The following is a 1,699-nucleotide window of genomic DNA, read 5'->3' on the forward strand; positions in this document are numbered from 1 at the left end:
GGCCTTTTTGGCGAGCAGCGGATCAAGCCATCAGTTCAGCGCCAGGGCACCATCGCGCTCGGCCTTACGCCGACGGGCCACCAACAGGCCGGCAGCGATGACGATGACACTCAGCAGGCCAGTGGCGAGGATCTCCACCCGATGCTCTTCCTGGAACAGCATGATGCCCAGGATCGCGACGATGAACACGATCACCGCGTAGGTCAGGCCGGGGAACAGCCACATGCGGAAGGCGATCTTCTCGCCGGCGGCCATGCGCTTCTGGCGCATGCGCAGTTGCGATACGGCAATCACCAGGTACACCAGCAAGGCGATGGCGCCGGAACTGGCCAGCAGGAACTCGAACACCGCAGCCGGAGCTACATAGTTGGCGAACACCGCCAGGAAAGCGGCTGCAGTGGACAGGATCACCGCCCAGTAAGGCGTGCCACTGGCATTGGTGCGCTTGGCGACGGCTGGAGCATCGCCCCGCTTGCCCAGGGAGAAGAGCATGCGCGAGGCGGTGTAGAGCGCCGAGTTCAGGCAACTGGTCACCGCCACCAGCACCACCAGGTCAACGATCAGCTTGGCGTTGGGGATGCCCATGCGATCGAGCACAGTCTGGTAGGAGCCGACCTGGGCCAGGCTTGGGTCGTTCCACGGCACCAGGGCCACGACAATGAAGATCGACACCAGATAGAACAGACCGATCCGCCAGATCACCGAGTTGGTGGCCTTGGAGATCTGTTTGCCCGGGTTGTGGGATTCCGCCGCAGCGATGGTGACGATCTCGGTGCCCATGAAGGAGAACATGGTGGTCAGCATGGCCGCCAGCACCGCGCCCATGCCGTTGGGCATGAAGCCCTGGGTGTCCACCAGATGCGAGACGCCGCTGACCTGGCTGTTGGGCAGCAAGCCGCAAATGGCCGCCAGGCCGAGGATCACGAAGCCGATGATGGCCACGACCTTGATCAGGGCAAACCAGAACTCGAATTCGCCATAGTTCTTCACGCTGAACAGGTTGGTGGCGGTCAGCAGCAGGGTGATCACCAGAGTGAATACCCAGATCGCCACGTTGGGGAACCAGGCATGCAGGATGGTTGCAGCGGCGTTGGCTTCCAGCGGGATCACCAGCACCCAGAACCACCAGTACAGCCAACCGATGGTGAAACCGGCCCAGTGGCCAATGGCGCGATCGGCGTAGGTCGAGAACGACCCGGTATCCGGCGAGGCGACGGCCATTTCCGCCAGCATGCGCATCACCAGTACCACCAGGGTACCGGCGGCGGCGTAAGCCAGCAGCACGGCCGGACCGGCCTCGGCGATGGCGTGGCCGGAGCCGACGAAGAGACCCGCGCCGATAACGCCGGCGATCGACAGCATGGTCACATGCCGTGGTTTGAGCCCCTGCTCAAGGTCATTGGAGAGTTGCGTACCGCTCATGAAAAGCACCTTTGCAACGAAAAAAGAGTAACTCCACCCGGTCCGCATTCGTTCTCGTAAAAAGAATTCAACAGGGCGTTCTTTATTTCGTACGCAAGAATTGCGCCAAAATGTTACAGAGTCCCGGGCAATAGGGGTTGGCGAGCCGACCGATGGAAATCCCAAGTCATTGAGAACACTGGCATTTCGCCATTTCGTTACCGGGTGACTCACTTTGTAGGACGAAACGATGCACCAGAAACACACCCCCAAAGTGCGTGATGCACAATTAGCAAGC

The 1,699-nt window shown here is 60.9% G+C and carries 1 protein-coding gene; it reads right to left on the minus strand.

The genetic code is table 11. From position 1 onward, the window contains the following. Positions 1–30 precede the first annotated feature (30 nt). A complete protein-coding gene (gabP, locus tag BLX41_RS06010) occupies positions 31–1,422 on the minus strand; it encodes a GABA permease (protein WP_123724156.1) in 1,392 nt (463 codons plus the stop codon). Positions 1,423–1,699 lie beyond the last annotated feature (277 nt).

Source organism: Pseudomonas protegens (assembly GCF_003732485.1).
GTDB classification, from domain to species: Bacteria; Pseudomonadota; Gammaproteobacteria; order Pseudomonadales; family Pseudomonadaceae; genus Aquipseudomonas; species Aquipseudomonas protegens_B.

Excerpts from the sequence above, each read along its gene's own strand:
- gabP (WP_123724156.1), bottom strand. The coding sequence starts at position 1,422 with ATGAGCGGTACGCAACTCTCCAATGACCTTGAGCAGGGGCTCAAACCA.